The 20,067-nt window shown below is 53.0% G+C and carries 16 protein-coding genes; 5 read left to right on the top strand and 11 right to left on the bottom strand.

Going from position 1 to position 20,067, the window contains the following annotated elements:
- The first annotated feature begins 367 nt into the window (after positions 1-367).
- The 3 genes from ACR0L1_RS20185 to ACR0L1_RS20175 all read left to right on the top strand — a co-directional run bounded on the left by ACR0L1_RS20185 (position 368) and on the right by ACR0L1_RS20175 (position 4,260).
- Complete coding sequence (locus ACR0L1_RS20185; RefSeq protein WP_171675940.1) at positions 368-691, top strand: 5-aminolevulinate synthase; 324 nt, start codon at positions 368-370, stop codon at positions 689-691.
- A 258-nt stretch (positions 692-949) separates the two neighbouring features.
- Positions 950-2,623, top strand: a complete 1,674-nt coding sequence (locus ACR0L1_RS20180) for an alkaline phosphatase family protein (protein WP_480860545.1) — start codon at positions 950-952, stop codon at positions 2,621-2,623.
- Between the two features lie 365 nt (positions 2,624-2,988).
- Complete coding sequence (locus ACR0L1_RS20175; RefSeq protein ID WP_170791591.1) at positions 2,989-4,260, top strand: adenylate/guanylate cyclase domain-containing protein; 1,272 nt, start codon at positions 2,989-2,991, stop codon at positions 4,258-4,260.
- A 368-nt stretch (positions 4,261-4,628) separates the two neighbouring features.
- Here ACR0L1_RS20175 and ACR0L1_RS20170 read toward each other — a convergent pair whose 3' ends face one another.
- The 9 genes from ACR0L1_RS20170 to ACR0L1_RS20130 form a co-directional block, all read right to left on the bottom strand.
- Positions 4,629-5,885, bottom strand: a complete 1,257-nt coding sequence (locus tag ACR0L1_RS20170) for an adenylate/guanylate cyclase domain-containing protein (RefSeq protein WP_480860544.1) — start codon at positions 5,883-5,885, stop codon at positions 4,629-4,631.
- Positions 5,882-6,268, bottom strand: a complete 387-nt coding sequence (locus tag ACR0L1_RS20165) for a response regulator (RefSeq protein WP_170385089.1) — start codon at positions 6,266-6,268, stop codon at positions 5,882-5,884. Before ACR0L1_RS20165 ends, ACR0L1_RS20170 begins: the two co-directional genes overlap by 4 nt.
- Complete coding sequence (locus tag ACR0L1_RS20160) at positions 6,265-9,849, bottom strand: PAS-domain containing protein (RefSeq protein ID WP_170385087.1); 3,585 nt, start codon at positions 9,847-9,849, stop codon at positions 6,265-6,267. Before ACR0L1_RS20160 ends, ACR0L1_RS20165 begins: the two co-directional genes overlap by 4 nt.
- Before the next feature lie 434 nt (positions 9,850-10,283).
- On the bottom strand, positions 10,284-11,417 hold the full coding sequence (locus tag ACR0L1_RS20155) for a Gfo/Idh/MocA family protein (RefSeq protein WP_480504816.1): 1,134 nt from the start codon (positions 11,415-11,417) through the stop codon (positions 10,284-10,286).
- Positions 11,418-11,428: 11 nt separating this feature from the next.
- On the bottom strand, positions 11,429-12,169 hold the full coding sequence (locus tag ACR0L1_RS20150) for a sugar phosphate isomerase/epimerase family protein (protein WP_170387240.1): 741 nt from the start codon (positions 12,167-12,169) through the stop codon (positions 11,429-11,431).
- 52 nt (positions 12,170-12,221) lie between these two features.
- Positions 12,222-13,298 (bottom strand): ABC transporter ATP-binding protein, encoded by a 1,077-nt coding sequence (locus ACR0L1_RS20145; RefSeq protein WP_170602464.1) that lies wholly within the window; start codon positions 13,296-13,298, stop codon positions 12,222-12,224.
- A 6-nt stretch (positions 13,299-13,304) separates the two neighbouring features.
- A complete protein-coding gene (locus tag ACR0L1_RS20140; RefSeq protein ID WP_170602463.1) occupies positions 13,305-14,210 on the bottom strand; it encodes a carbohydrate ABC transporter permease in 906 nt (301 codons plus the stop codon).
- Positions 14,203-15,096: a carbohydrate ABC transporter permease gene (locus ACR0L1_RS20135; protein WP_480860541.1), complete on the bottom strand. Its 894-nt coding sequence runs from the start codon at positions 15,094-15,096 to the stop codon at positions 14,203-14,205. The genes ACR0L1_RS20140 and ACR0L1_RS20135 overlap by 8 nt, the downstream gene beginning before the upstream one ends.
- A gap of 69 nt (positions 15,097-15,165) precedes the next feature.
- Positions 15,166-16,392 (bottom strand): ABC transporter substrate-binding protein, encoded by a 1,227-nt coding sequence (locus ACR0L1_RS20130; protein ID WP_170602462.1) that lies wholly within the window; start codon positions 16,390-16,392, stop codon positions 15,166-15,168.
- Positions 16,393-16,562: 170 nt separating this feature from the next.
- Between ACR0L1_RS20130 and ACR0L1_RS20125 the strand changes: the two genes are divergently transcribed.
- Together ACR0L1_RS20125 and ACR0L1_RS20120 are read left to right on the top strand one after the other, a co-directional pair.
- Complete coding sequence (locus tag ACR0L1_RS20125) at positions 16,563-17,624, top strand: LacI family transcriptional regulator (RefSeq protein ID WP_170602461.1); 1,062 nt, start codon at positions 16,563-16,565, stop codon at positions 17,622-17,624.
- Positions 17,625-17,957: 333 nt separating this feature from the next.
- Positions 17,958-18,413: a DUF3010 family protein gene (locus ACR0L1_RS20120; protein WP_480860548.1), complete on the top strand. Its 456-nt coding sequence runs from the start codon at positions 17,958-17,960 to the stop codon at positions 18,411-18,413.
- A 552-nt stretch (positions 18,414-18,965) separates the two neighbouring features.
- On the opposite strand, the gene ACR0L1_RS20115 is transcribed toward ACR0L1_RS20120, so the two are convergent.
- Complete coding sequence (locus ACR0L1_RS20115) at positions 18,966-19,310, bottom strand: LysR family transcriptional regulator (RefSeq protein WP_480860539.1); 345 nt, start codon at positions 19,308-19,310, stop codon at positions 18,966-18,968.
- Positions 19,273-20,040 (bottom strand): helix-turn-helix transcriptional regulator, encoded by a 768-nt coding sequence (locus ACR0L1_RS20110; protein WP_093962973.1) that lies wholly within the window; start codon positions 20,038-20,040, stop codon positions 19,273-19,275. The genes ACR0L1_RS20115 and ACR0L1_RS20110 overlap by 38 nt, the downstream gene beginning before the upstream one ends.
- Between the last annotated feature and the right edge of the window lie 27 nt (positions 20,041-20,067).

Below are 20,067 nucleotides of genomic sequence, written 5' to 3'. Positions count from 1 at the left end.
CCAGAGCGCACACGTAATCTTGAGTGCTTGGGCGGATAACGCTTCAGGTTTCGGTCTCATGTTTGCCATTCTTGGTCCTCCGTTTCCTAAATATAGCAGCGGACCAATTCAGTTGGGGAAGCTCATACAAGGCTGACCGAACCGAGCCCTTTTCAGACTTTGGGTCAGGCGCAGCATCCGTTTCGAAGGCGGGTATCAGCTATTCGCTTCATCTGAATAAGCAATACTCTTACCGGCTTTCACTTCGCTAAAATAAAGTAATCGGCTTCACTGATGCGACATAATACGCATGCTAAAATCCTACGCAGAGAATGTTGGTTCATGAGAGGTGCGCGGTTTTTTTTGCGCACGGTGAAGGATTTGAAACATGGAGTTTCTGGCGTTGAAACCACTGGCCTTGGCCGTCTTGGCGGCCGTGGGGTATGGCGTTGCAACCATCGGAATGAAACTGGCCTCAGCCGAATGGACGGCGGTGGCGCTCGCTCTGATCATTCTGGGTTTTCTTGCCGCCACCCAGTCCGAGGTGGTGCTGATGCGCACAGTTCCACTTTCCGAGCTGTATCTAATAATAATTGCGCTCGAGACGCTGATCGTACTGACCTACGCCTACAGTATCGGCGAAGGGCTAGAGCCGCGCGATTGGACAGGCGGCGCGCTCATATTCGCGGGGCTCGCGATCGTCTCGCACTGACCGGACATGGGGTGGCCGGCGCGATACGCTACGCTCGGGCCAACGATGACTTGTTTGCCCAATGGGGCCGGGAGCAATTTCTAAGTGTTCTGACGGCAACGGCGGGTATGTCCGCATAGCAGTCGTTCGACTTAGTTGCAGCGGAGGTCCGCTCTGAGCCCAAATCGGAAGTTCAAAAGAGCATCTTTAATGACCCTCAGTAGCCGGTGGACGCAGATGCTGGTATTCAGAGGATTGGGTAGTTCTATGAGGTCATAAATGCAGCGATCATTTGCCTTAGTCTCAACACTCCTTTTTTCAATATCCACGACGGCGGCTAGTGCAACGGAAGACATCCGACTCGTTGTTCAAATCACAATTGATGGACTGCGCGGAGACTTGATTTCTCGTTATGAGGCCGCCTTCGGCGAAGCTGGTTTCAAAAGGCTTTTGGAAAGCGGCGTCTGGTACACCGACGCTCATCATTGTCACGCCAACACCGAAACCATTGTTGGCCACGCGACGCTCGCTACAGGAGCCCATCCCTCTGAGCATGGAATGATTGGCAATGCCTGGTTCAACAGGGCTGAAGAGCGATTGGGATACAATATTGAAGATCCGGACTACCCGATGGTGCCGGTTCCAGGCTTCGGTGGAAACGTTGATCAAGTCGACCCGACACAAGCCGCTGCTGTGACATCGGGCCGTTCTCCCGTTAACTTGTTGGCGACGACGTTTGGAGACGAACTGGTGAAAGCCAATGCCGGTCGATCAAAAGTTTTTTCCGTATCTGGTAAAGACCGTTCGGCGGTTGCAATGGCAGGGCATTCTGGAAAAGCTTTATGGCTGTCGGCGGCTACAGGGGCATTTGAAACAAGTGCTTTTTATTATGACGCGTATCCCGATTGGGTTCTCGACTGGAACTCTAAACACGCCGCAGATGCTAAGATCGAAAGTGAGTGGTGGCCGGAGTGTTCTGACGCGCCTTACCTAATGGAAAGAAAGGAACGCTCCTTTGTAACCAACCTTGGCACATTCGGTCGCACTTTCCCTCATTTCTATGGGAAGCCGGAAGACGGGCTCTACTACACGCAGGTTTTATTGTCGCCTCATGGGGATCGGATCACGGCCGACTTTGCAAAAACTGTTGTCAAAGAGGAGGGGCTTGGTGACGATAAATGGCCGGATTACCTAAGCATCAGTTTTTCAGGTGTAGACGCAACCAACCATTTCTTCGGACCATCCAGCCTAGAAAATGAAGAAATGGTGCGCTGTTTGGATGAGACATTGGCTGATTTCTTTGAGTTCATGGATCGAGAGGTTGGACGAGCGAATGTGCTTTATGTGCTTTCCGCCGATCATGGCATGCCGGAAGCGCCAGAAGAGATGGCCGAAGCCGGGCTTTCGACATTCCGTAACTCCACCGAAGCATTGATGATAGATGTGAATTCGGTCATCGCCGATGAGTTCGGAGTGGAATCCGCAATACAGTTCTTTTTTCGTCCTTACGTATATCTGGACAATGCCGCCATTGAAGCGTCAGGCGCCGACAGGCGTGTTATCGAGCGACGCATCGTCGAAAACTTGATGGCTGCACCGGGCATTGAGCTTGCGATGCCAACTGAACCGTTTCCTGAACAACGAGGGCATACCCTTGAGGAGCAGATCCGGCGAAACTATCACCCAACACGTTCTGGCGACATTTATGTTGTTCAGACACCTTATTCATTTCTCTTCGAGGAAGGTCCAATTGCCGCAATGCACGGATCGCCTTGGCGCTACGACACGCATGTTCCAATCATTTTCGCTGGTCCAGGTATCAAGCCAACTCGCGTCAGTCGTCCCGTTTCCACGGTGGACGTGGCCGTCACACTGAGCACTATTTTAGGTATCAGCCAACCTAGCAGCGCTGCGGGTGAAGCATTGAGCGAGATTGACGTTACAGATCCATAAGCGGTCTTGTCTTTTCGTCGAGTGACCAACGGCAATGCGTATTGGTGGAGAAAAAAGTGATCTTTGGCCCAAACTCCCAAGTTTGGCTAAATCTGGAGAGTTTCCTCAACGAACAGCAGGTTTGTCCGCACAGCGGTCGCTCGTGATATTCAGGCGGGCGATCGCATCGAGCCCGTCGCCTACCTTGGAGTACGGGGGTGAAACTGGTTGTTTAGCGCACCAAGCTAGGAGGCGATAGCAGTGCTGTGATACAAAAGGACTGAAGGCTCGGAACAAGACTCCCTGCGCTCATTGTGTCAAATCGGTCTAAGGTCTCAGTATCGAGCTGGTTCAATACGCTTGTTTAGACAAGAAAGTGTCTCAATATGATTGAGTTCAGCAGGTCTCCACTTCTAGATAGCGTTGCTGCTTGGCTGATGGGGTGCGGTCTTCGCGATACAAAGGCGGACGATGTGGTGCGAGGCTTTGGCAACCGTCTGGTTTCCGCTGGTGTCCCTGTTGCTAGGATCAACGTCGGGGGCATGGTCCTGCACCCAATTTTTGGCGCATTGAATGTGCTTTGGACGGTCCGCGACGATCAATCCAAAGTCGAACTAACGCCCAGAGACCAGCTTGCGACACCTGGATTCCGCAACACACCTTTTTTCGATTTGGCGCATAACGGCGGTTCCTATCGGCGTTACAAATTGGAGGATGGGTCGGTCGAGACCAGTTTTCCGATCCTAGAAGAGCTTCGTTCAGATGGCGCAACGGACTATCTGGTTCAGTTTGAAAGCTATCATCGCGATGACGCTAGCCGCTGGTCGGATTTTCCGCCTGGAATGGAGGGCGTTATGATGTCGATTTCTACACGACGTATAGGCGGATTTAGCGACTCTGAAATCAACTATATCCGAGCACTCATGCCTGCCCTCGCACTGGTTATAAAAAACGCTCAATCGCGCATTCTTGCGCAAGGTCTCATGGATGCCTACCTAGGAAGCTACTCTGGAAACCGTGTCTTGGATGGTGTAATCGAGCGCGGCGATGGAGGGGCAATCGACTGCATTTTGTTTTATTGCGACCTTAGAAACTCCAGTCGGATGGCAGAAGACATGCCATTGAATAGATATCTTGCGTTAATTAACGACTATTTTGATTGTACGGCCGGGGCGGTAGAAGATCACGGCGGTGAGATCCTTAAATTTATCGGCGACGCTGTTATGGCAATCTTCCCAGTAGACGAAAAGTCGAGGCCGGCAGTCGACATGAGCCGTGCCGCATTGTCTTCAGTGTTGGAGTGCTTAGCTCGCGCGAGGGAAAAGAACATCATTTGGCAAAAGTACGGCGGCAGAATTGAGTTTGGAATTGCCTTACATCGGGGTTCCGTAATGTATGGAAACGTCGGCACGGAACGTAGGCTGGACTTCACAACGATTGGCCCTGCGGTAAACCAAGTCAATCGGCTTGAGGGTCTGTGTAAGTCTCTTAAAACTCCTTTGGTAATGTCCTCGGAATTCGCAGCAGATGTTGCAACGCGGCTTGAGCCCTTGGGGCAACACCAGCTAGCAGGTATGTCGCAATCAACAAAGGTCTTTACGCTTCCAGAGTTCGCACCAACGGTCGATAAAAGTAGCTCAATTAATCGATCCAAATGAACGAATTATTTGATCTTAAGTTAGTAACTTCGGATTTCTGCAACAAACGATGAACGGGTGCTTTGTCCGCATAGCAGTCGTTCATGCCGAGTATGGCGAACGACTGCATAGAGCCCAAAGTGGTCGTTAATTAGAATTGTGCGTGAAGCTCCGCAGCGAAAGACTGTTAAGAGCGCGAAGTGGACATGCGCTGTTTAGTAAGCTGTGTGGTATTGCTCGTCTATGAAACGTCGCATAATCGCAGTTCTTGACGCCGATATAGGCAACCCTTTTGTTATTGTTGGGTCGGGGTCGACCGGCTTGCGGCGAGTGTTGGGCAGCCTTATCATGGTTGTTTAGCGGCAATGACGTTGGGACAGGTCTGGCGATCAACCCACTGCTTCAATTTCTGCGCCAGTTTCGCCGGCCAGCAATCGACCAAGGTGAAACAAGATCAAGGGGTCGTCTTCGCACTCGGCCAAAAGCGCCGCAAAGGATTGGCGCGCTTTGGGGTCACTCGCCTCTAGCAGCTCATACGCCGCCTTGTAACCTCTCACTTGATCGCTGTCGACAAGCGCCTCAGACAAGGGTTCATAGCAGGTCACCGCTTGCGCTTTGCCTTTCAGCAAGAGTCTTCCAATTGGGCGGCCAGAGAAGTTGTCGATGCCCTTGGCAACACTTTCCGAAGTGCAGATGCGCGTCCCTATCGTCTTGTTGGCCTGTTCCAGCCTTGCCGCAGTGTTCACAGCATCGCCATACGCTGTATAGTCGAAATAGCTCTTGCCGCCGAAATTGCCAATGATCGCACCGCCGCTGTTCACACCTATGCGCGTGTCTCCCAACGCGATGCCGCGATCCAGTAGTTTCTTCTGAAAATCTTGCGCAAATTCGTCGAGCGCCAAGGCGCAGGCCACCGCGTGCGCGGCATGTTCCGGGTCGTCAACTGGCGCACCGAATATCACTTGGATGGCGTCGCCTATGATCTTCATGACTGTTCCGCCATGCGAAAAGATTGTTCGGGTCATGCCATCTAGGTATTCGTTGAGAATTTCGACGATCAGGTCGGAATCCGAGCTTTCTACCAGCTGAGTGAAATCGGCCAGATCAGTAAATAAAAAGGTTGCTACGCGGCGCTCGCCCTTGGCCTCTATTGCCTCTGGATCACGCGACAACGTCTCAACCACCGTAGGAGAGAAATACCGTGACAGCGTCAATCTCGCTTGCTCGGCTTTATCACGGGCCGTGCGCAATTGGCGGAGCAACTCAAGGTGTTCCAGCGTCTTGGCAATGGTCCGGTCGAGATCTTCGAACTCGATCGGTTTGGTCACGAAATCGAAAGCCCCGCGGTTCATAGCCGCGCGAATATTGTTCATGTCGCCGTAGGCCGAAACCATAACAGTTTGCAGATCAGTTTCCATCTCGCTCAACCGCTCAAGCAAAGTGAGACCATCCATCCTGGGCATGTTTATGTCCGAAAGGACGATATCTATTTTAGGGTTCTCTTCGAGAACTTCGAGGGCGTGTTTGCCGTCATGAGCAAACAACAGATCGAGTTCCCCTTCGCGTACGCGACGCCGAAACTTTTGCGAAATCAACGCTTCAAGGTCGGGCTCGTCATCGACAACAAGAATGCGTGTTGGCGTCACGTTGCATCTCCGACAAATCGTGAGAGCCGCTCTTTCAGTTCAACAAAATCGACGGGCTTGGTCAGGAACTGTTCCGCTCCCAGTTCCCGGACTTTCGCCTCGGTCGCTGCATCACCATAGGCGGTGATCATCATAACCGGTAATTCAGGCCAGCGAGCGCGCAGTTCCTGCAACAGCTCGATTCCTGACATGCCGGGCATGTTGATGTCCGAAAGCACCAACATTACTTCTTCTTTCGAATGACTTATTGCGTCCAAGGCGGACTCGCCAGACCCGGCAAACCCAAAACTGTAGACTCCTTTTCGTATCTCCCGCCGAAAATTTTGTCGAATCAGGTCCTGTGCGTCGGGTTCGTCATCTACCATCAGAATTTGTCCTGTCATGCTAGGTCCCCCTGAGAATGGACCGGGACCGAAACGACAAAAATTGTGTGATCCCCTGGCTTACTGTCCACAGTCAAAGTTCCACCATGCTGCTTGACGATGGTATCATAGCTCAACGAAAGGCCGAGCCCTGTGCCTTCACCCGCGGGTTTTGTGGTGTAAAATGGTAGAAAAATTTTCTCCCTCATTTCTTCTGGAATGCCCGTACCATTATCGCGAATAGTGACGTTGACGCGGTCACCATTGGCTCGCGTCGATAGCCAGATCGTCGGTGAAAAGTCACTTTCTTCCGCGTCTTTACGTTTGTTGGCCGCATACATGCCGTTGCTGATGAGGTTAAGAAAAACACGCATCAAATCCTGCGGATAGCAATCGATTTGGCCAACGTCGGGATCAATGTCGGCTCGTATTTCGACATTGAAACTGGAATCCTCCGCCCGAGCACCGTGATAGGCAAGGTTCAGCGCTTCTTCTGCGATTGGGTTTAGTGCAACACGTTGCAACTCGCTTGGCCCCTCACGGGAATGCAGAAGCATGTTTTTAACGATGCTGTCAGCACGTTGACCGTGTTGGTTTATCTTGCCTAAGTTGCCGCGTACTGTCTGCCATAGGTCCTTAGCTTCCTCGCGATCCTCTTCCTCCAGAGCCGCGATCGGGTCTTCTAATATCTCGTGCAACTCTTCCAACAACTCGCCAGACAATTTGGCAAAGTTGTTGACGAAATTCAGCGGGTTCTTGATCTCGTGGGCAATGCCGGCAGTAAGTTGGCCTAGGCTGGCCATCTTCTCGGACTGGATGAGCCGTTCTTGGGCTTGCCTCAGATCGTTGAGGGCTTGTTCAGCCGCATCACGCGCGTTGGAAATCTCTGCTTCACGCCGTTTTAGTTCGGTGATATCGAAATAGGTCAGCATGCGACCGCCATCCGGCAGGTCCACACATTGGAAACTCAACGTCATGCCATCAGCCCGACACAACTCGCCCGGTGGCATGTTTCCTGCCCGTATTGCCTCGACCCGCATGGACAGCCAGTCATCCCAGTCCTTCGGCGCAACATCATAGACTCCTGTGCCCTTGTTGTACTCTATCAGTTCCTGCATTGTTGGGCGCTGGTCGATGAATTTCTGATCGATGTTCCAAATTCGCGCAAATGCCCGATTTATTATACGCGCACGTAAATCAGGTCCCATGAACAGAATTCCATAGTCGACGTGATCGATGACCGCGTTAAATTCTGCCAGTGCCGCTTTCAGTGCTTCGTCAGCGAGTTTGCGGTCCGTAATGTCAGTGTAAGTTGCAACTAGGCCGCCACCTTGGATAGGGTTGCCGATAATCTCAATCACCGTACCATCAGGACGAATACGCTCAAATTTGTGCGGTAAGAATTTTGCGGCCAGTTCCACCCGCTCGCGCACTTGGGTATCAATGTCGCCCGGCCCATATTCCCCTCGTTCAGCATTGAACCGAAATGCCTCTTCCATTGTGAATCCGGGGCGAAAGCGTTCGCGAGGAAATTCCATGAGGTCGAGGAATTTCGAATTCAACGCAATTGTGCGCAGCTCTTTATCCACCAGCGTAATCCCCTGGCCCATGTTCTCCATTGTTAATTCGAGGATCGCTGATTGTTGTTCGATCTCCAGCTGTTTGGTCTTCAGTTCGGTAATGTCGGTATAGATCGAGACGATGCCACCATCCGAAGTGCGGTGATCCGTAATCTGCAGCCAGTACCCGGCGACTAGCTGTTCGCGTGGTTCGCCCGAGGCTTTCTTGCGTTTTTCGGCAATTCTCTCAAGATACCCTTCTACTTCTCCTTCGGAAAGTGGAAATAGGCCGCGCTTGATGCCGGCACCGATGATCTCTTCGAATTTCACGCCGGGTACGACCTTGTCGGCGAGTTCGCTCATGTAGGTGCGGTAGCGCTCATTACATACAACCAGCCGATCCTCGGCATCCCACAATGCAAAACCAGACGAAATCGCTTCAATTGCGTCTTCAAACCGCTGCCGTGCGGCCTGCGCATCTGCCTCCCTGCGTTTGAATTCGGTTATGTCGTTGTAAACCATGATGCGGCCACCATCAGGCAGGCGACGTTCGTTGAGCATGATCCACACACCGTTGCCCAACTCTAGTTCCCAGTTCGCCTTTGGCTTCTCCCAAGCGACGCGGCGGGCAGCGATCCAACCGTCAACGCCGTCTGGATGTTCGGTAAACATCCCAAGCTCATAGCCGTTGCGGATCATGTCGAAGAATTCGCGGCCCTCATAAATTAGGTTGCTCAAATCGGCGCCGCCAGCGGCGTCGCTGAAGATCTGGACGTAGCGGTCGTTGAATAACTCGACGCGATTTTCAGGTCCCACCAAAAGCAAACCATCGGCGATCGTTTCAATTGCTCCGAGTAGCCGGCCTTCAATTCGGGCAATTCGTTCCCGTGCATCCCGGATTTCAGTTATGTCGCGCACGGCACCGACAAGCCGAACGACCCGGCCTTCGGCGTTTCGCACACCAACGCCTCGGTCGTGAACCCAACGGTAACCGCCATCACGCGCCCTCTGCCGGTAGTCACATTCAACGGCATCAGTTCCGCCCTTGAAATGGTTAACGATTGCCTTGACATAAGCGTCGTAATCATCCGGATGGATCTGCTCGGCCCATCGTGTCGAAGACGAATTGGCCTCGTCCAAACTGAGTAGATCGTTCAGGTCAGCAGAGACAAACAGAACATCATTGGTCACGTCCCAATCATAAATTCCATCGCTGGTAGCTTGAGTGACCAACTGGTATCTTTCCTCACTTGCGGCAAGGGCTGCATCCCGTTCAATCTTGGGTGTAATGTCCCGAATTGCGGCCACCATACGCGTCGCGCAGCCGTTAGTATCGCGAATCGAGGTGCCGTGATCCGATACCCAGCGCCACTTTCCGCTGGCTACTTTGAGTCGGTACTCACATTCCCATCGTTTCTTCTTGCCGGATATATGCGCCTCCAACGCTGACAAGTAAGAGGGCAAATCGTCGGGATGAATAATGTCTTGCCATACCCACGTTCTCTCTCCCTTAGGACCGGTCTCAAGCCCTAGGAAAGTCTCAAGTCGTGGGGACGCATAAAACTGGTCGTCGGTAATGTGCCAATCGTAGATTGCCTCTTCCGCAGCGTCTGAAACAAGCGCGTAGCGCTCCTCACTTTCTCGCAATGCTCTTTCTGCTTTTCGTTCGGCGGTGCGGTCCTGATAGGTGACCATCGTTCCTCCAGAGGCCGTTCTGCGATAGCTGATCGCTAGAATCTGCCCGTCCGCCATCTCATGCTCGAGCGCGCGCTCACCAGAGGCACCAATCTCATTCATTCGATCGGCCACTAGCCGATCAGTTTTGCCCGCGCCAAAATCTCCGCGTTCGGCGTTGAAATGCAGCAAATCTTCTAGACTAACACCACGGCGGCAGAGCTCTTGTGGGTAGCGTCGCATCTCGCGAAATGCGGGGTTGCAGTAAACCAGTCGGAGTGCGTCATCGAATATGCCGACACCAACATCCAGAAGCGCTATACCTTCTTCGTACCTGTCTGCTTGGCTTTTCTGGTCAGCGCCATTCATATCGCGTTCCCCCCCTGGAGAAGAATGACTGAGTCAAGGAGTTGAGTCAAAAAATCAACCGTAGAAGCTTGGTTTTAGAGAACACGAGCTATTGTAGAAAGTTCTTGCAATTCAAAGGGTGACGTAGCTTGCCGCTCCAGAGCTTACCAAGCCGACCAACCCGTTCCACCAGCCTTTAGGTCACGTGCGTTAGTTACGGCATCCCCGTAAGGTCCGCTTGGTCCGCAAGGCAGTCATTCATGACAAGTGCAGCGAACGACTGTTTTGAGCCCGAAGCAGCCCGTTCAAAGTGTCGCGAGAAGCGCACTACGGACAAAGGGCCAAACAAGTAAATCAACACTCAGCAGAAAGCTTCCACAATCGTAGGGACTAGCACCTGATGGTCGGCGCGCGAGAAGCTGCTGACTTTGCGTCTATCGCGCAAATTGTGGTTTTCACCGCATTAGTTTGACTGCTTGTTCGGGGCCAAGCCAAGATGGTTGGTCGCAGGTCGTCGTCATGGATGCCCAGCCGCGATCCTGCGCTGAGGCCAAAATGCTGGTCATGACTTCAACAACATGGGTCGCCATCTCAAGGCTGCACCGGTGTGGACGGTTATCCTGAATAGCCTGAGCCATTTCCGCGAGGCCTGCGCAACGATAGTTGGCACGGTGCACCCCGGATCCATCCGAACCATTTGCTACAGATAATGGATGATTGTTGTCTGGTACCTGTGTGATTTCGCCCTGCGCCTTTGACATCAACACCTCGCCACCAAAAAAATTTGGGTCCGGAATGAACAAAGAGCCGCTGGTGCCGTATAACTCCATATTGTCGTGGCGATGCGCCCAGACGTCCCAACTTGCCCCAAATGTGATCAAAGCGCCGTTTTCGAACTCCAGGAGCGCGTGAACGTTTGTTGGGATCTCGACCGGAACCATTTCACCCAATCGTGGTCCATTGCCGATCTCGCGTTCAGCAAAGCTTGCCGAAGCCATGGCCGTCACGGCTTTAACCGGGCCAATCAACTGCACAAGATTGGAGATGTAGTAAGGGCCGAGGTCGAGGATTGGGCCGCCGCCTGGTTGAAAAAAGAAGTCTGGGTTCGGGTGCCAGGACTCCATTCCATGCGACATGACATGGCATGTGCCGCCGATGATCTCGCCCACCTCGCCGCTGTCGATTGCCGCACGGGCCGCCTGATGGGCACCGCCCAGGAAAGTGTCCGGCGCTGATCCGATCCGCAGATTTCGTTCTTGCGCCATTTTCCGCAGTGTTTCAGCTTCCTCAAGGGTCAACACAAACGGTTTTTCCGAATAGGCGTGCTTGCCATTTTCGAGGATCGACGTTGTGACACTGAAATGCGCGGCTGGGATCGTGAGATTGAGGATGATGTCGATATCGTCGGCTGCCAGCAGACCTTCGACCGTATCCGCGCGGACGCCGAACTCTTGAGCCCGGTCCTGCGCGGTTTCCATGTTCAGGTCCGCGACTGCCCGGATTTCAATATAGTTGAACAAAGGCGCAAGATTCAGATAGGCGGTCGAGATATTGCCGCACCCGATTATTCCGACACCATATACCTGCATCGCGTTCTTCCTCAGAATGATTGAACAGTTGCGAGTGACCGTTGAGCCATCCGCTTGTGATCATTGGGATTATCGTGCTCGATCACGTAACGTCGCACGAGAGCTGCATCCATCGCCCGCTTGATCGCAGGCCAGTCCATCGTGCCATAGCCGACATCTGCCCAGCCGTCTTCGTCCGCGTTTTCTCCTACTGGAGCAATGTCCTTCACGTGCACTGCGACCAGTCGTCCGGAGTATTTTTCAATCCATTGGACCGGGTCCTCGCCGCTGAATTTTACCCAAGCGAGATCAAGTTCGATCTGGATATCCTCGGAGGCCGCGGCAATCAGATCTAGAGGTGTCTGACCGTCGACGGGCACCATTTCGAAGTCGTGGTTGTGCCAGGCAAAGCCAAGACCTGCGTTCAAGACAGGTTTGCTAGCAGAAACAAGACGCTCGCCAAATTCCTTCCATCCCTGCGCCGAGGACGGACGATTTTCGGGTGCCACAAACGGGATGACAATTGTTTGAATGCCGATTTTTTTTGCAACGTCGATCACCCGATCAGGGTCGGTTTCGACCAAATCCAACGCAAAATGTGCCGTCGGCATGGTTAGGCCATAGGCGTCGAGCAGGGATTTTGTCTTTTCAACATCATCAAAGTATGGACCGAAACCTTCGACCTCATTGATCCCCAGATCCGCGAGCATGGCAAAGGTTTCCTCCACGTCCCAGTTGCGCGAAGAATAAAGCTGATAGGAGATGGCAGGCATAACTCAATCCTTTGATTGTCTGACTGTTTCAATGATGGCAGACGCTTTTGGCTCACAGCCGCAGTTCGGATTTGGTGTCGAAGAGCGAGGCCTTTGATAGATCGAGCCCGAGCTGCAGTTTTTCGCCCACCGCGATCTTGGCCTGCCCATCCATACGGACGCGGAACGGGCTACCGGCAATTTCGCAGTCGACGAGTGTATCTGATCCTGTAGGCTCGATAAGGCTGACCGAAACATCTGTCTGGAAAGGGGCTTTGCCGACCAGTTCGCCGGTGATGACGTGTTCGGGACGGACCCCCAAAGTCGCAGGACCTGTCGCCGGGCCAGCGGAGAATTCGTACCCCGATAGTGGGATCGAAAGGTCGCCCGTTTCAAAAGCGCCGTTTTTGATGTGGCCTTCCAGAAAGTTCATTGACGGTGATCCAATGAAGTCAGCCACGTATTTGTTTACAGGGCGACTATAGATTTCTTCCGGCGATGCCAGTTGCATGATCTGACCGCCGCGCATAATCGCAATACGATCCGCAAGCGTCATGGCTTCGATTTGGTCGTGGGTTACGTAGATCATCGTATTTCCGAGGTTCTGGTGCAAACGCTTGATCTCGACACGCAGGTCCGCGCGCAGTTTGGCATCCAGATTCGACAGCGGCTCATCGAACAAAAAAACGTCGACGTCCCGCACCAATGCGCGTCCTATGGCAACTCTTTGACGCTGGCCTCCCGACAGAGCGGCCGGTTTGCGTTTAAGCAAGGATTCGATTTGCAGGATCTCTGCGGCACGTTTGATGCGGGCTGCTATTTCGGCTTTAGGCAGTTTGGCGTTTTTCAGACCAAATGACAGGTTTCCCTCGACAGTCATTTGAGGATAGAGCGCGTAGGATTGAAAAACCATGCCGATACCGCGCTCGGAAGGCTCCGCCCACGTCACGTTCTCGTCGTTGATAAACAGCTGACCTGCGGTTACGTCAAGCAGGCCGGCGATACAGTTTAACAGCGTGGATTTTCCGCAACCGGACGAGCCGAGAAGTACTAGAAACTCGCCTTTGCCGATTTCCAGATTGAGGTTTTGCAGCACTTTGACCGAGCCGAACGCCAGATCAAGATTTTTGATTTCAACTGAGTTGCTCATGAGGGTTTACCCTTTGACAGCGCCGGCCGCGATACCGCGGACGAAGAGTTTGCCGGAGACAAAATAGATGGTCAGCGGAACAAGACCTGTAATTATGGTCGCTGCCATATTGACGTTGTATTCCTTCACGCCTTGCGTGGAATTGACGATGTTATTGAGTTGTACCGTCATCGGGTAAGTATCCGGGCCGGTGTAGACTACGCCAAACAGGAAGTCATTCCAGATGCCTGTGACCTGCAGGATCACGGCGACGGTGAAAATGGGCACGGACATCGGCAGCATGATGCGGAAGTAGATGCGCCAGAACCCAGCGCCATCGACGCGAGCGGCTTTGAACAACTCTTCCGGCAACGAGGTAAAGTAGTTGCGGAACAGCAGGGTCAGAATGGGCATGCCAAAGATCGTGTGGACAATGACCAACCCGGTGAGTGATCCATAAAGACCGACTTCTCGCAACATGATGACGATCGGATAGAGCATCACCTGATAGGGAATGAAGGCGCCAAATATCAGGATGGTGAAGAATGCGTTTGCACCTTTGAAACGCCAGTTCGCCAAGGCATACCCGTTCACCGATGCAACGACGATCGAAATTAGGACTGAAGGGATTGTTATTCTGACTGAATTCCAGAAGCCGACCTTCAAGCCTTCACAGTTCAAGCCCGTACAGGCTTCGGACCAAGCCTTGACCCAGGGCTCGAATGTGACTTCGAGCGGCGGGGCAAAAATGTTCCCGACGCGTATTTCCGGCATTCCCTTCAGTGACGTGACGACCATGATGTAGAGGGGCAGCGCGTAGTAGACTGCAGCGACGAGCAAGGTGCCATAGAGTAAGATGTTTCTCCGCGAAAGCATCTTGGTGGGTTTGGGCCCCTGCGGCCCCTCGAGCGTCGTAGACATGACATCAACCATATTTCTTCCCTCCTCCGAACTCGAGGATGGCCCAAGGGATGACGACAAGGGCCACTGTGAGCAGCATCATGGTCGAGGCGGCGAAGCCCTGACCAAGGTTGCTTGCGCCAAACATCATGTCGTAGACGTATTTGGCGGGAACTTCGGTGGCGATACCGGGGCCGCCGCTGGTTTGCGCGACGATCAAGTCATATAGCTTGACGATGCCGGTTACTGTCAGAACCAATGTCGTTATAAACACCGGGCGCATCATGGGAATGACGATGAACAGATAAGTTTTCCATGCGGGAATGCCGTCCACGCGTGCGGCTTTCCAGACATCCTGATCTATCCCGCGCAATCCGGCGAGCATGAGGACCATAACCAGCCCGCTGCCTTGCCAGAGCCCGGCAATCAGGACACCGAATATGGCGATTTCCGGGTTGTAAAGCGGGTCGAATTCGAAGCTTTGCCACCCCATTCCCCTGACGATGGCTTCGATGCCGAATTCAGGGTTCAGTATCCATTGCCAAACCAACCCTGTGACGACAAAACTCAGGGCATAGGGGTAAAGGATGACGGTGCGGATGGTGTTTTCAAAACGTATTTTCTGATCGATCAGCGCCGCGAGGATGAACCCGATCACGAACACCAGAGCGAGCATACAAAAGCCATAAATTGCAAGATTCTCGATCGCAACCAGCCACTTTTTCGTACCCCAGAGGCGGTCGTATTGATCAAGGCCAACCCACTTCAGCCGCGGCAGCAATCCCGAACTGGTGAAGCTGTAAACCACTGTCCAGGCTGTCCCACCAACGAACACAAACAGAGCAGTAACGATCATGGGGATCGAGGCTATTTTTGCGTTCAGGTTGCGGAACAGTTGGTTTGGGCGTTGCGAAGCCATCTGCTCCCCCTCCCTTCAACTGTTGGTGTCGGATTGCGGGCAAGTGAGCCCGCAATCCACTGTCAGTATTTATTCAGCCCGACCGATGATCTTGACGAATTCTTTCTGCGCATCTTCGGGTGTCATCGACGCATCCGCAAAGAACTCTGTGAACAACGTTTTCAGCTGATCGTTGGTGTCTGGCGTGATCAACTGGTTCACGTCGGGCAGCAGCGCGCCCGCCTTGAGCAAATCGAGGCCTTTCGCCATGCAGTCATTGGCTGCGTCTAGGTTTACGTCACCGCGCACAGGGAGCGACCCCTTCTTGAGGTTGAAGGCCACTTGCGTTTCGGGATCGAGCATCAGTTTGGCTAGCTCGGTTTGCGCGGCGATCTGGGCTTCATCCGAGAGAACAGGGAAATAGAACGCATCTCCGCCTGTTGAAAGACGCGGATTCATGCCCAGCCCAGGAAGGCAACTGTAATCTTCGCCAGCGGTAACGTTTGCGACTGCCATTTCACCCTGCGCCCAGTCCCCCATGATCTGGCCACCGGCTTCGCCTTTGATGACCAGCGCGGTCGCGTCGTTCCAATTCTGAACCGTTGAGTTGGCGGCCATTGAACGCGCATCGGCAGCAGCTTTGAAGACGCTGGCGACTTCGGCACCACCAGCAACATCCGTATTCTTGTCACCGTATACGCTGTTATAAACTTCACTTGGCAAGAGGCTTGCGATCAGAACACTGAACGCACCAGCCTGCTGCCAGCCCTGCTGACCCATGGCCATGGGGATCTTGCCCGCGGCTTCGAGCGCGGAGGCCGAGCTTACGAATTCAGTCCAATTTGTCGGGATGGGAACACCTGCATCTTCGTATGCCTTGTGGCTGACCCAGAGCCACTGCCAGGAGTGAATGTTGACAGGCGCGCAGTAGATGCGGCCATCAACAGTGCAGGAAGCCAGTAGAGAAGGTGGGTTTACCAGATCGGTCCAGCCTTCTGCTTCGGCAATGTCGGTGATGTCACGGAGCAGGCCCGCTTCGATCAGCTCTTCAGCCTGCCTGCCATGATTGAACTGAAACGCGCCCATCGGATCTCCGCCAACAATACGGCTTATCATGACCGGCCTTGCGTTGTCGCCGCCCGCGATGGCTGCATCGACCCAGGTGTTGCCTGTTGCGTTGAACGCGTTCGCGATTTCCTTGACCGCCTCGGCCTCACCGCCCGACGTCCACCAGTGCATCACTTCCAATTCAGTTGCCGACGCGCTTGTCGCCACAACAAGCGCTGTTGCCGAGAGCAGATATTTTATCCGTTTCATGCCATCCTCCCTTACTATAACGTTATAGTAAAAATCTATATCGTTACAGAAATGCCTTGCAAGCAATTTTTTTGACTCGCTATAAATCCATCTGAGTACTGCCGAAGCCGGTCGCGATGGAAGTACACATCTTGCGCAAGTTGCCAACTATTGGTGAACGGAGAGGGTCGATGAAGAAAACGGTGGCCGAAGTCAGTCAATTAAGTACTGAAGAGTTGGTCTCTCAAGTTCTGCCGGGAGAGCGACCGACGCAGAAAACCATTTCGCGCATCAGTGGCTTAGCGGTGGCCACAGTTTCGCGCGCGTTGGGCGATGCACCGGACATAGGACAAGAGACAAAACAGCTTGTTCGCCACGTTGCGGATGCCATCGGCTACGTTCCGAACCGCGCTGGAGTGCGTCTAAGAACCGGACGTACAAATGTTATTTCACTTGTTGTTCCCGCCGAGGGCGACGTCATCAACAACACATCAAGATTGACCAGTTCGATTGCGCAGGAACTGCGTGGCACAAGGTTTCATCTCAACGTGCTGCCTTGGTTCCCCGACGAAGATTCGCTGCGGCCCATCGAGTATATCGTCAAGACACGCTCTGCTGATGCCGTCATCTTCAACATGACCGAACCCGAAGACCGGCGCGTCGAATACCTGCTTAAGCACAACTTCCCTTTTGCAACGCATGGACGGACAAAATGGTGCGAGCGGCACGCCTACTACGACTATGACAACAGCGCTTTCATGCGTGTGGCGATCAATCGTTTGGCTGCAAGAGGTCGGGAAAATATCCATGCGATCCTGCCACCGCTAAATCAGAACTATTCGCAAGATATGAAGCGCGGGCTGGAAGAAGCTTGCAGCAGGTTGGGCTTGAGCTACCGCATCGCTCAAAACGTTGACAGCGATCAGTCCTCGGACCAGCTCCGGCACTGGATAAAACACAGGCTACAGAACTCGCCGGAAGTTGATGCAATCGTCAGTTCGTCGTCTAAAACAGCGATTGCGGCAATCGTTGCGATTGAACAGATGGGGCGCAAGCTCGGCGAGGATATCGACGTGTATTCAAAAGAAGTAATCCCCGTCCTGAAAATGTTCCGTGAGAATATTGTTGTCGAGTTCGAGGATGTCAGTGACGCTGGCCGGTTTCTGGCCAAAGCCGTTTTGCAGTTGTTACTGGAACCCGAGAAAAAGCCCATGCAGCACCTCGAAATTCCCGTTGACCGAATGCGACATTGAGTGAAACCCTCTGTTGCCGCGACGCAGAGCTCCAGAGAAGCACCGCAGTCGCCAAGCGACTGCTTTGTCCGCACAGCGGTCGTTCGACGTGAGGCAAGCGAATGTCCGCTTTGTCAAGCTAAGCAAGATCAAAACTTAGCGTGCAGAAATTCCTGTTGGCACCTACGGACAACCTCATACAGAGACTCGACTGGACTTTTTGGGCACTTAGGCGCGGCATGACTGCCTTCAACCGTCTTGCCTATGCCAGCATTGCGGATCTGAATGACTCAGCTTGTTGACTGCGATAAGGCGCGAACAGCGGTATAGGTGGCATATATTTTGGTCCGAAAGATGTTAGTGAGGAACTGTCACACAAAGGAACGACATATGAGAGTATGCGGTTGCGAGATATCGGCACAAGAAGTTCGGCTTGCCGTTGTCGACCTGGATGACGAGGGCAAGGTGGAGATGCTCCGACCGAAGACCACAAGGATTGAACTCGAGGATGATACATCCGAGGCAGATCTGCGTTCATTCATGGCCGCGCTTGATGAGTTTGCTCGCGAAAACGAGGTTGGAACGTTTGCGATCAAAACGCGTGCAAAGAAAGGCCGTATGGCAGGTGGTGCGGTCTCTTTCAAAATCGAGACTCTGATCCAACTTACAGAAGGATGTCACACTAGGTTCGTCAATCCAGTGGCTTTGTCCAATTTCGCCAAGAAGGAAGTGAAAGAATATCCCGAGAAGCTGCCGGTCTATTTAAAGAACGCCTTTCTTTCTGGTGCTTATACATTGGCCAAGGGCTGATTTCAGATCTTGGCTGGGCGTTCGGGGGTATTGCGGTTTGTAATGCTACCAATCGAAATCTGGAGATTGTCACCCATGCGTCACCCAGACTTGATCAGAAGCCTTACGTGATCTCGCTTAGTGGATTGATTGGTAATGGATTTTATCGACGACGCGCCACACGACAGATGTATATGAGATTTTCGTGTCGGCGAACATACGACGCTTCAAACATAGCAAATTCGCGTTCGTTGTGAGTATTGCCAGGATGTCCTTAGGATCGCCGGAGCGCTTTTTCGCGAGGATGTTTCGTCAAATTGCCGGGATGCGTCCCAGCGGCGATCTCAGCGTGTCTGACGATGCCTCCTGGTGTACACAAATGCGCGCCAATCGCCGTCTACGCACCGATAGCACATGTCTGGCACTGCTGCGTCATCACACCAATTGATCACCCGGACTTCTTCGATGTCTGGCGCGATCGTTACAAAGCGATCAATGCATGCCGTCATGTCTGGACTGCTGTCACCATGCGTGGAAATCACACCGATGCCGGTATGGGCACAAATGCTGATATCACGCACGAAACACTTCAATTCTGCGTCGTATGTGTCCCGCTTTGCGCTTCGTTATGTCCTGACTGACATCCGAGATTTGCTTCATCAATTCCAAAACACGCTCTACGCTGGGTTGCAGATAACGCACTTCCTGCGAAGGCACTAAGCGACCTTCACGGCGATCAAAAAGTTGAAAGCCAAGCGATTTTTCCAGATCAGAAAGCAGTCGGCTGACCGCAGGCTGGCTTATCCCCAGATCCGTAGCTGCAGCAGTGACCGACCCATTTGTAGAAACTGCCATGAGCGCTTCCAATTGGCGGATCCTTTTAAAGTGCCTTTTCAATGAACTTTGAAAAAAGCTCACCCTGCGAATTGATCCTAAGTTTCGCGTAAATGTTGCGTCTGTGGATGCGGACTGTGCCTGGAGAGATGCCGAGAATTGTGCCAACAGCTTCTGCCGAATGGCCCTTCAATGTGAACTCAACGACTTCTCGTTCTCGTGGCGTCAGAACGCCATCGCCAAATGCCTGGAATGCTAGATCAACGCGACGACTAACGCCATTCGCTGCGGCGCCGCGGGCCATCGTTGGAAAGTCACTCCAATGTTTGCAACAGGCTGCCCGAACGAGCGGCCATAGAGCGTGCAAATGCCGAATTTCCTTGGCGGAAAAAGGCTTCTCTGCTCGCATGAGCGAGACCACAACCATCCCAGCGCCTGGGATATCGATAAAGTAGCCAATCTCCTCTGCTAACCCAGTCCTTTTGTAATAGCTGCGATAGTATTCGCCCTGATAGAACCTGTCCGGTGCGATATCGCGCATGCGGTACAGACCCGGTGTTATTGGTTTTGTCGCGGCCAAAAAAAATGGATCAAGTACGTAGGGCCCGGCTTGGTAATCCTCAACAAAAATACGCCGTTTGCTTTTGGGGAAATCGTCGTGAAGGTCTATTGGTGCTTCGGTTCCGACATGGCCAAACACCACCGTAAAATCAAATGGTGCGACCTGCCGTAAGCCATCTGCCAAAGCACATGGAAATTCTGGGGTTCCGATCTTCTCCACGACCCTGCCGGCCTCTTCCATCCAATCGTACACACGCCACTCCAGATTTTCGAAAAGCAC

The sequence above is a fragment of the Ruegeria sp. J8 genome (assembly GCF_056531925.1).
The sequence above is the reverse complement of the archived record's forward strand: the minus strand, read 5'-3'. Positions and strand labels throughout refer to the sequence as shown.

What these genes read in the sequence shown, in the direction of transcription:
- ACR0L1_RS20185 (WP_171675940.1), top strand. Translation starts at nt 368, where the DNA reads ATGGAGTTTCTGGCGTTGAAACCACTGGCCTTGGCCGTCTTGGCGGCC.
- ACR0L1_RS20180 (WP_480860545.1), top strand. Translation starts at nt 950, where the DNA reads ATGCAGCGATCATTTGCCTTAGTCTCAACACTCCTTTTTTCAATATCC.
- ACR0L1_RS20175 (WP_170791591.1), top strand. Translation starts at nt 2,989, where the DNA reads ATGATTGAGTTCAGCAGGTCTCCACTTCTAGATAGCGTTGCTGCTTGG.
- ACR0L1_RS20165 (WP_170385089.1), bottom strand. Translation starts at nt 6,268, where the DNA reads ATGACAGGACAAATTCTGATGGTAGATGACGAACCCGACGCACAGGAC.
- ACR0L1_RS20160 (WP_170385087.1), bottom strand. Translation starts at nt 9,849, where the DNA reads ATGAATGGCGCTGACCAGAAAAGCCAAGCAGACAGGTACGAAGAAGGT.
- ACR0L1_RS20155 (WP_480504816.1), bottom strand. Translation starts at nt 11,417, where the DNA reads ATGCAGGTATATGGTGTCGGAATAATCGGGTGCGGCAATATCTCGACC.
- ACR0L1_RS20150 (WP_170387240.1), bottom strand. Translation starts at nt 12,169, where the DNA reads ATGCCTGCCATCTCCTATCAGCTTTATTCTTCGCGCAACTGGGACGTG.
- ACR0L1_RS20145 (WP_170602464.1), bottom strand. Translation starts at nt 13,298, where the DNA reads ATGAGCAACTCAGTTGAAATCAAAAATCTTGATCTGGCGTTCGGCTCG.
- ACR0L1_RS20140 (WP_170602463.1), bottom strand. Translation starts at nt 14,210, where the DNA reads ATGGTTGATGTCATGTCTACGACGCTCGAGGGGCCGCAGGGGCCCAAA.
- ACR0L1_RS20135 (WP_480860541.1), bottom strand. Translation starts at nt 15,096, where the DNA reads ATGGCTTCGCAACGCCCAAACCAACTGTTCCGCAACCTGAACGCAAAA.
- ACR0L1_RS20130 (WP_170602462.1), bottom strand. Translation starts at nt 16,392, where the DNA reads ATGAAACGGATAAAATATCTGCTCTCGGCAACAGCGCTTGTTGTGGCG.
- ACR0L1_RS20125 (WP_170602461.1), top strand. Translation starts at nt 16,563, where the DNA reads ATGAAGAAAACGGTGGCCGAAGTCAGTCAATTAAGTACTGAAGAGTTG.
- ACR0L1_RS20120 (WP_480860548.1), top strand. Translation starts at nt 17,958, where the DNA reads ATGTTAGTGAGGAACTGTCACACAAAGGAACGACATATGAGAGTATGC.